Genomic DNA, 10,372 nt, shown 5'->3' on the forward strand with positions numbered 1-10,372 from the left:
CAAAAAAATCTTGACATTTTGCATGATAATCAGATATGTATTGAAATAATAGTCAAAAAAGAGTAGAATAGTTAAAAATCAGTGTTGACTTGAAAGGAATGGTAACGACAATGAAAAAATATACATCTAAAATTGAGAAAAATTCAATCATTCCCTTATCTTTTTATGAGCAATATGCTGTCAAAAAAGGCTTGCGTGATGATAATGGTAAAGGTGTTTTAGCGGGTTTGACTAACATTTCTGCTATTCATTCTTTTGATGAAAATGATCTGCCGATTTCGGGAATTTTGGAGTATCGTGCCATCAATATCAAAGAAATTACGGCAAATCTCAAGTTGGAAAATCGTTTTGGCTTTGAAGAGATTACCTATCTTCTCTTGTTTGGGGAGCTGCCGACGGCTGATGAACTGGCAACATTTACCCGAAAACTTGCCGAAAAACGTCAGTTACCTCCTGATTTTGTCCGTGATATTATTCTTAAAGCGACCTCAAAAGATGTTATGAACTCGATTAGTCGGAGTATTCTGACTCTTGCGACTTTTGATGAAAAAGTTGGCGATTTATCTTTGGAAAATGTACTTGATCAGTCTCTAAATTTGATTGCGATTTTTCCGCTCCTTGCGATTTACGCCTATCAAGCCTATAATCATTGTGAAAATGGTGCAAGTCTCTACATTCATTATCCCGATGAGAATTTGACGACTGCCGAAAATATTCTGCGCCTTTTGCGTCCTGATAAAGCCTATACCGATATTGAGGCGAAAGTGCTTGATTTGGCGCTAATTCTTCATATGGAGCATGGTGGCGGGAATAACTCAACTTTCACGACCCATGTTGTGACCAGTTCTGGCACGGATACCTATGCCTCGGTTGTTGCCTCGCTATCTAGTCTTAAGGGTGCTAAGCACGGTGGCGCTAACATCAAAGTGGCAAAAATGCTAGCTGATATTTATGAAAATGTTAGTAATCACTCAGATGAAACTGAAATTTCTGATTATTTGCATAAAATTCTAAACAAAGCAGCATTTGATGGTAAAGGCTTGATTTATGGTATGGGGCATGCGATTTACACTGTTTCAGACCCTCGAGCCGAGGTTCTCAAATCTTATGTTAAGGCGCTTGCTAAGGAGAAAGGTTTAGAGGAAGATTACCAATTTTACAATAGAATTGAGCGTTTAGCGCCTGACGTCATTGCCAAAAATCACCAGATTTATAAGGGTGTTTCGGCGAATGTCGACTTTTATAGCGGTTTTGTTTATCAAATGCTTGGCTTGCCTGAGGAGCTATACACGCCACTTTTTGCTATTGCACGGATTGTTGGTTGGAGTGCTCATCGTATGGAGGAAATGCTGAATATGAACAAAATTATCCGTCCTGCCTACGAAAGTGTTTTATCAACTAAAAATTATGTAAAAATAGAGGATAGAGTATGACTTATGAAAAAATTTTGACTGTAAATGATGTGACCTACACTTATTTTGACATTCAGTCTGCTATTTCGGAGGTTGACCGCTTGCCTTATTCATTGCGCATTTTAGTTGAGGGCATTTTGCGCAATTTTGACGGTCAGACCTTTACAGCCAAACATTTAGCAAGATTACAGACTTATAACAGTAAAAATTTGGCTAATGGCGACTTGCCGTTCAAGCCAAGTCGTGTTATTTTACAAGATTTTACTGGCGTGCCAGCGGTTGTTGATTTGGCAGCTATGCGTGATGCGGTCAAGCAACTTGGCGGCAATCCTGCACTTATCAATCCAGAAGTGCCAGTTGATTTGGTTATTGATCATTCGGTACAAGTTGATTGTGCAGGAAGCAAAGAAGCCCTAGAAGTCAATACTAAACGTGAGTTTGAGCGCAATAGCGAGCGTTATGAATTTCTCAAATGGGCAACGGAATCTTTTGATAATTTCCATGTTATCCCACCTGAGACGGGCATTATCCATCAAGTTAATATCGAATATCTGTCTGACGTTGTGACAATCAAAGACGGTGTTTTGGTGCCAGATACCGTTTTTGGTACAGACAGCCACACAACCATGATAAATGCGCTAGGTGTGTTAGGTTGGGGTGTCGGTGGTATCGAAGCTGAGGCGGCTATTTTGGGTGAGACATCTTATTTTCCTATGCCTGAGGTTATCGGTGTGCGTTTTGTCGGCAAGCTCAATCCAATGGCGACGGCGACTGATTTGGCGCTAACAATGACGAAAATTCTCCGCGACCAAAACGTTGTCGGCAAATTTGTTGAGTATTTCGGCGAAGGACTTGAGAGTTTAACGCTTGCAGATCGGGCAACTGTGGCAAATATGGCACCAGAATATGGGGCAACTTGTGGGTATTTTCCGATTGACAATGAAACGCTGAATTATCTGAAAAATACCAATCGTTCTGATAATCTTGTCGAATTGGTCGAAACTTATGCGAAAACTAATCATCTTTTTTACGATTCAGCAAAAGAGGCGATGTATCATCAAGTCATCGAAGTTGATTTAACAACGATTGAGACCTATCTTTCGGGACCAAAACGTCCGCAAGATTTGATAGCGCTCAGTGAGATGACAGCTAATTTTGAAAATCTGTCAAACACTGAAAAAGACACTCAAAATGCCCTCATGCATGACGGCGATATTGCTATTGCAGCGATTACCTCATGCACCAATACGAGCAATCCCTATGTTATGATGATGGCGGGGCTTCTTGCCAAAAATGCTGTGGCGAAAGGCTTGAGAGTTCCTAAGACGGTTAAAACGTCACTTGCGCCAGGTTCAAAAGTTGTAACCGCTTATCTTGAAAATGCTGGACTGCTTGAACCGCTGGCTAGACTTGGTTTTGACGTGGTTGGTTACGGTTGTACGACTTGTATCGGCAATTCTGGGCCGCTTTCAGATGAGGTAAGCAAGTCGATTATTGACCAAGACTTGCTTGTGACCTCAATTCTGTCGGGTAACCGAAACTTTGAGGGGCGCATTCATCCGCTCGTTAAAGCCAACTATCTTGCGAGCCCGCCACTTGTTGTCGCTTATGCGATTGCTGGAAATGTTAAAAAAGACCTGACAAGGGAACCGCTAGGCGCGGATAAAAATGGTCAGGCTATTTATCTCAGAGACATCATGCCAGATGAGCAAACAGTTAAAAGAGCAGTTGACAAATATGTGACGCGTGACCTCTACAAAACGCATTACGCACACGTGTTCAATGCTAATAAGGCTTGGAATGACATCAAATCTTCAAAATCTGAAACTTATGATTGGCATGAAAAATCAACTTATATTGCTAATCCGCCTTATTTTTCCGATATGACTTTGTCTGAAACTGTCACACATGCACCAATGACTCATTTGCGTGTGCTTGCCAAGTTTGCTGATTCGGTTACAACAGACCATATCAGCCCTGCTGGTAACATTCCCATAAAATCACAAGCGGGTAAGTTTCTAGCTAGCCAAGGGATTGAACCGCGCGATTTCAATTCCTACGGTAGTCGACGTGGTAACGATAAGGTCATGACACGTGGCACTTTTGCCAATATCCGCCTCCAAAATCAACTGACGCCTGAAATTGTAGGTGGTGTCACAAGCTATAAGAAGCAGATTATGCCGATTTATGAGGCTGCCATGCGTTACAAAGCGGACGGTGTATCCCTAGTCATCCTTGCGGGAAAAGATTATGGTATGGGGTCTTCGCGCGATTGGGCAGCTAAAGGGACGGCTCTGCTCGGTGTTAAAGTCGTCATTGCGCAAAGTTTTGAGCGGATTCATCGCAGTAATCTAGTGATGATGGGCGTCATTCCCTTAGAATTTTTAGACGGCAAAAATGCTAAAAATCTTGGCTTAACTGGTTTTGAAAGTTTCAGTTTCGATTTTCCAGAAAAGCCGAAAATCGGTCAGCTGATTACGGTTCATGCAGATGATAAAACTTTCCAAACGAAACTGCGTTTTGATTCGCAAGCTGATTTGGCGTATTATGAAAATGGCGGTATTTTACAAATGGTAATCAGAAAGAAGGTGACTAATGGCTAAAATTCAGATGATTGACGGACAATTACAAGTGCCAAATATGCCTAAAATTCCTTATATGACAGGCGATGGTGTTGGCATTGACATCATGCCTGCTATGATAGAAATTGTGGATACCGCAGTATATAAAGCCTATAAAGGCGAGAGAAAAATGATTTGGACTGAAGTTTTAGCTGGCGAAAAAGCTTTCGACGAAACAGGCGATTATTTACCAGAGGCGACTTTGACGGCATTAACTGAAAATCTGATTGCTATCAAAGGTCCATTGATGACACCGATTGCAGGTGGTTTCCGCAGTTTAAATGTGACCTTACGTCAAAAATTTGATTTATTCGCAAATGTTCGACCTGTTATTTATTTCACAGGTGTCGACTCGCCTGTCAAGCACCCAGAAAAGGTTAATATGACCATTTTTCGTGAAAATACGGAAGATATTTATGCAGGAATTGAGTTTGAAAGTGAGAGTACTGAGGCTTTGCGTTTGATAGAGATACTCAAAACTGATTTTGGTATCAAGAAAATTCGTTTTGACAAGACCAGTGCCATTGGTATCAAACCAGTCTCGCCAGAAGGCACGAAACGCTTGGTACGTGCGGCTTTCGACCATGCAATCGCAAACGGTCAAAATCGTCTAACGCTCGTACACAAGGGCAATATCATGAAATTTACCGAGGGCGGTTTTAAGAAATGGGGCTATGAAGTTGCAAGCGACTATCCGACGTTTACCGTTAATGCTTTTAATAGCATCAAGGCTAGGCAAGGTATTGAGGCAGCAAAAGCAGCCAAAGATCAAGCAATGGCAGACGGGAAAATCTATGTTGACGATGCGATTGCCGATAATTTCTTGCAACAAATTTTGCTCAACCCCTCTGATTATCAAGTTGTCGCCACCTTGAATCTTAATGGCGACTATATTTCTGATGCGCTTGCAGCTCAAGTTGGGGGGATTGGTATTTCGCCAGGTGCAAATATTAACTTTATCACTGGTCATGCGATTTTTGAGGCAACACATGGCACAGCACCTGATATTGCTGGCTTGGGTGTGGCTAATCCCTCTAGTTTGATTTTGTCAAGCGTGATGATGCTTGACTTTATGGGGTGGCATGAGGCAGGTAAGTTGGTCAAAAAAGCATTGGCAACAGCGATTGCTGACGGTCAGACAACCCAAGATTTGGGTGGGAATCTGACAACGGTTGCTTTTATGCGTGCGATGATTGGAAAGATGTGACTTATTTTTTGATTAGAAATGTTAAGACAAAAACGCAAATTCAAGTCAGCAGTTTTGATGATATAAATTCAAAAATGCAGTCATTTTATCTGCATTTTTTGGTATAATGTTTAAGAAAGAATAACGATGAGGAGATATGAGATGGGAAAAAATGCTCATGAAGAAAATCGAATGCAAAAAAGTCTTTCAAGAAACTCCATTGTCATAGTAGGGACTGTTTTAGCGGGTGTTTTGCTTGTTTTTTTGTTGCCCTTGCTTGCTTTTGATGCTGAAAATAAATCTAAAATGGCTAAAGAAGTGGTACCAAAGACAGCTAATAAAAAGACAAGTAAAACTGACAGCAAGCCAAAAACGGTAACGATTATGGCAAGTGGCGATATGCTTTACCATGATGTTGTTTATGGGAGCGCTTTTGATGGCGAGACTTACGATTTTACCAACGATTATGAGCAAATTACGCCTTTGATTGCCTCGGCCGATTTGGCGCTTGGCGACTTTGAGGGGACGATTAACCCCGACCGTGAGCTTGCAGGCTACCCGATTTTTAACGCCCCTGAGGCGGTCGTTGCTGCTATCAAAAAAGCGGGTTATGATGCGCTTGATTTGGCGCATAATCATATCTTGGACACAGGTATTGACGGTTTAGCGTATACGGCAAATGCTTTCCAAAAAGTTGGTGTTGATACTTTTGGTGTCAATGTGCCAGATGATAAAATTTTAGTTAAGAAAGTCAATGGGATTAAAATTGCGATTTTGGGCTTTAGCTATGGCTTTAACGGCATTGAGCAAACGATTAGTCAAGAAGATTATGACCGTTATTTGAATGATTTAGAGTTGACAAAGGTTGAAAAGAAAATCAAAGCCGCTGAAAAATTGGCTGATGTGACCATTGTCATGCCACAATCTGGTGTCGAATATAGTTTGGAAGCAACGCCTGAGCAAGAAGAAACCTACCATAAGATGGTTGAATGGGGGGCAGATCTCATTTTTGGCGGTCATCCGCATGTGGCTGAACCAACTGAAATCATCCAAAAAGACGGCGAGAAGAAGTTTATCATCTATTCTATGGGCAACCTTTTGTCCAATCAACGTTATGAAACACTTGAGAATCTTTGGACGGAGCGTGGTGTTATCATGGAAGTTGAGCTGACGAAAAATGGTGATAAAACGCAGTTGACAGCTGTTAAAGCGCATCCGACTTGGGTGTCAAGAGAACCGATTAACCGAACATTTTTAGGGTATCCAGCTTACGATTATCAAGTTTATCTTGCTGAAGATTATCTCAAAGGTGCTAAATATGCTGACAAGGTTTCTGAGGAAAAACAACAGCGGATTGAGACGGCTTATCATGAGATGTTGGCATTGTTAGATATTCAGTTTTAATATATAATCAAGATATTTTTATTTGAGAATTGCATGGCTTAAATTAATGACTTTAATTTAGGCTTTTTTAGTTATTAGGATACAATTTGTAAATAATATGTTATTTAAAAGGTTCTGTCTATTTAACAAATGAAATTAAATATAGCACTTTAATAGTTTAAAAGTTATTTTAAGGTTTTTTTATGTTATAATTGGTATATCAGCGTGAGGAGAATTGATAAATTTAAAATGAAAGTTGTGCTTGAGATGTTAAAGAAGTTCGATAAGTAACCTTTTAGGAATGAGAGTTAGACAGTAACTTAGAATTTCTATCTTAGACATCTGTTTTTATTGTCAATTAACAATTTATAAACAATTTTGAAACATTATCAAGGTAAAATGCTGTTAGAAGGAGGTTAGAAAAAATGAGTGAGTTCATAAAAATACTCTGAATACTCACTGATGATGCTTAGACAGACTTTGAAAAATTGTAAATGAGATGCCTTTTGCAATTAGTGTTGCTAGGTAGCGTTCAACTACAATTAGAATTTAGATGAAGGAGAAGAAAATTTGAAAAAGTTAAGTCAAAAAACCAAATTAAAATTACTGCTTTTTTCTACGGCAGCAGTAGTTTTAACGAGTCAGACGGTTTTTGCTGAAAATGGTCTGGAATGGGATAGTTATGTGACCTCGCATCAAGATGAGGTTAGTCAAGTTCAGGCAGAAAATGACAAACAAGCTAAAATAACATCACAAAAAATTGATGTTAATTTTGGCATGAAAGAAACAAGGTCTCAGTCTAAAAAGTATACTGTTTTAGTTATTGACGATTCAGCTAGTATGGCTGGAACGCCAATGGATAAAACGAAAGCAGCAGCTAGCAAGTTTATTGAGCAAATGTTGCAATCAAGCGGAGAAAACTATATCTCTATTGTTGCTTTTTCTGATACTGATAAAACGGTAACGGATTTTACAAATGATAAAAATGTGCTTGATAAGGCAGTGGGGGAGCTAAAAGCTCAAGGACAGACAGATATGACTGCTGGTTTGTCGAAAGCCAGCCAATTATTAAAAAACAATGCTAATCTTAGTGGTGTTACGAATAATGTTGTTTTATTATCAGATGGTGAAACTGATGATGAAGCGACAGCATTAAATCAAGTGAAAGAAATTAGTAAGAGTGCTAATGTTTATTCGCTAGGTTTTTTCCAGAGCTTATCTGGTGATTATTTGCTAGATGCGCGTAATTTTATGATGGAAACTCAAAATGCGGGTTACTATGATGTGACAAATGCCGATGAGTTAAACTTTAATTTTGCGCCACTTGCAGAAGAAGTTTCAGGAATAACTGGTAATTTCAAGTTTTCTAGCCTTGATGCGGCGTACAAAGGAACTAAAGATAATGAACAGTCTTATTTTTATAGTGATGATTATTTCACAAAAAGTCCGACTGTTTATAATGAACATTTAGCGACAATGTCTTTGAATTTGGCAATAGCTGGTTTTGCCAGTGATGACACAGATGATTATGCTAAAAAGAGCCAGAATGCTCAAAAATTATTGGCAGAAACTGGCTTTAAAGACATCATCGTGAATGAGTCATTTCTAAATAAACCAACAAAAGATTCAATTGGCGTCATTGCTGGTCAAAAAAGAGTGGTTGAAAATGGTCAACCCTATACTTTGATTGCAGTTGCTGTTCGTGGCGGTGGTTACGAAAGCGAGTGGTCAAGTAATGGAAATGTTGGTCAAGCAGGCAATCACGCAGGATTTGAGCAAGCGAAAAATGAGGTTCTGTCTTTCATTAATGAAGCATACATGAAAGATAAATCAAGTAATGAGAAAGTCAAAATATGGTTGACTGGTTATAGTCGTGCTGGTGCAACCGTAGATATGGCAGCTGGTGCTTTAAATGAAGGCTATCAATTTGATTCTGTGGATAATACGCGTTTGACGATACCACAAGAAAATATCTATGCTTATGCTTTTGAAACGCCAAATGGCTATCTTCCTCAAAATAAGAAGACACCAAAATACAAGAATATTTGGAATACGATTAACCGTGCTGATATTGTGCCTAAACTTGCGCCAGATGCTTGGGGCTTTACGCATTATGGGAATGAAAACACGATTTCAGCGACAATCTTTTCTAATATCTTTACCAAACAAAAGAATAAAATGTTAGCACGATTCACAGAAATCGCACCCAATACCAAATATATTGTCAATACATTTGGAGAAATGCCGATTTTTGTTTTGAGTCAAGAGGCATATTTTGATTCAGTTGTAAAAGGCGTTTCAAAGGATGTTATTAAGAATCGTCAAAATTATTTTACTAATTATCAAAATGCTTTCAGTAATATGGCAGCAAACTATCTAGGTGGCGATAGCAGTGCGACCTTAACAGATGATGAAACGTTAAAGGTTACTTTAGCTGGTGTTCATGCATTTGTTAGGCATCCGATTTTAACAGTTGCTTTTCCTGAAATGGTTGACAATTTAGCTCAAGCACATTATCCTGAGTTGGCGCTTGCATGGGCGCAGTCTCAAGATAGTTACTACACACCTGATGGTCAACCTAATTTTGTTAGTGGTAATTACCGAATTGTTCGTGTGAATTGTCCAGTAAATGTTGAAGTTTATAATGAAAATAACGAAAAAGTTGGTGAAATTGTAAACGATGTGCCACAAGGTGAAGTTCTTGCAATGGGGCTAAATGATGATGGGGAAAAAATCATTTATTTACCACCAGATGGCGACTATACATTTAAAACAATTGCGACAGATGACGGCGAAATGAGTATCAGTATCAATGAATATAGTGCTGAAGAAGGCGATATTAACCGCGTTCAAAACTACTATGACTTACCATTGGAACTTGGTAAAGCCTATACGAGTAAGATTCCAGCCTATACAGAAGCTGCTGATAGTGACGGCGGTACTGAAAATGGGTCAGGAACACCTTATGAAGTGAAAAATGACACAACAGGCGAAACTTTGACACCAGATTTATCTATTGCAGGTGAAGAAGTTGCAAATCAGAAATATCAAATTGATGTTTTTTCTGAAAACGAAGCGCAAGGTGAAGTTAGCGGCTCTGGACAACAATTAGTTGGCAGTTTTTCAAAAATAGTAGCGACACCTTCAGAAAACTATGAATTTGCTGGTTGGTATGAAAATGATAAACTGATTTCTGATAAAAGTGATTATCGTTTCCGTGTAAAAGCTAACCGTAAAATTATCGCTAAATTCAAATCAACTAAAGAAAAAGAAACGACTAAAGTTGAAGCTAAGTTGACGAAAGTGACACCTTCTAGTTCTAATAAAATTGATGGTTTGAGTGCTACTGCTATTAAGCAGAAGTCTGTTAATCAAATAGCTAAAAATCAAAATCATACATTTGCTATTTTGGCTGTTGTAGCTGTAAGTGTTGCAGGAGTTGCACTTACCTTGTTCAAACGCCATCGTAAAGCAGTTTGGCTAAAAACTTTATTGTAAAATAGTTTGAACAAAATAAAAAACACTTAAGGAGACGTTTTCCAATTTTGGAAAACGTTTTTTAATTTTTAGATTAGTGTCAAGCGAAATTGAAAATGTCCCCCAAAAAGTCTAAACATGAGTTACATTTATAAAGCAAAATTTGCTTTTAGATTCCATTTTTGATATGATTGAGTTATGATTTATGCTGAATTTTCAGCTTGATATTCCAGAAGCGTCTTACCGATTCTTCTGAGATATTTTTCGAAAGATGCAAGTTTCCACGGGTGTGA

5 protein-coding genes are annotated in these 10,372 nt (G+C 38.9%); all 5 read left to right on the forward strand.

Going from position 1 to position 10,372, the window contains the following annotated elements; genetic code table 11:
- Positions 1–110 precede the first annotated feature (110 nt).
- The 5 genes from Hs30E_RS05795 to Hs30E_RS05815 all read left to right on the forward strand — a co-directional run bounded on the left by Hs30E_RS05795 (position 111) and on the right by Hs30E_RS05815 (position 10,100).
- Positions 111–1,433 carry a citrate/2-methylcitrate synthase gene (locus Hs30E_RS05795; protein WP_172208742.1) on the forward strand — a complete coding sequence of 441 codons (1,323 nt, stop codon included), beginning with the start codon at positions 111–113 and terminating at the stop codon, positions 1,431–1,433.
- Complete coding sequence (gene acnA, locus Hs30E_RS05800) at positions 1,430–4,015, forward strand: aconitate hydratase AcnA (RefSeq protein ID WP_172208744.1); 2,586 nt, start codon at positions 1,430–1,432, stop codon at positions 4,013–4,015. Before Hs30E_RS05795 ends, acnA begins: the two co-directional genes overlap by 4 nt.
- The gene (icd, locus tag Hs30E_RS05805; RefSeq protein WP_172208746.1) at positions 4,008–5,240 is read left to right on the forward strand and encodes an NADP-dependent isocitrate dehydrogenase; all 1,233 of its coding nucleotides are present in this window, start codon (positions 4,008–4,010) and stop codon (positions 5,238–5,240) included. The genes acnA and icd overlap by 8 nt, the downstream gene beginning before the upstream one ends.
- A gap of 141 nt (positions 5,241–5,381) precedes the next feature.
- Positions 5,382–6,623, forward strand: coding sequence for a CapA family protein (locus tag Hs30E_RS05810; protein WP_228462004.1), 1,242 nt, complete (start codon positions 5,382–5,384; stop codon positions 6,621–6,623).
- Positions 6,624–7,172: 549 nt separating this feature from the next.
- A complete protein-coding gene (locus Hs30E_RS05815) occupies positions 7,173–10,100 on the forward strand; it encodes a VWA domain-containing protein (protein WP_172208748.1) in 2,928 nt (975 codons plus the stop codon).
- Positions 10,101–10,372: the final 272 nt, after the last annotated feature.

It is taken from the genome of Pseudolactococcus hodotermopsidis (genome assembly GCF_011170085.1).
GTDB classification, from domain to species: domain Bacteria; phylum Bacillota; class Bacilli; order Lactobacillales; family Streptococcaceae; genus Pseudolactococcus; species Pseudolactococcus hodotermopsidis.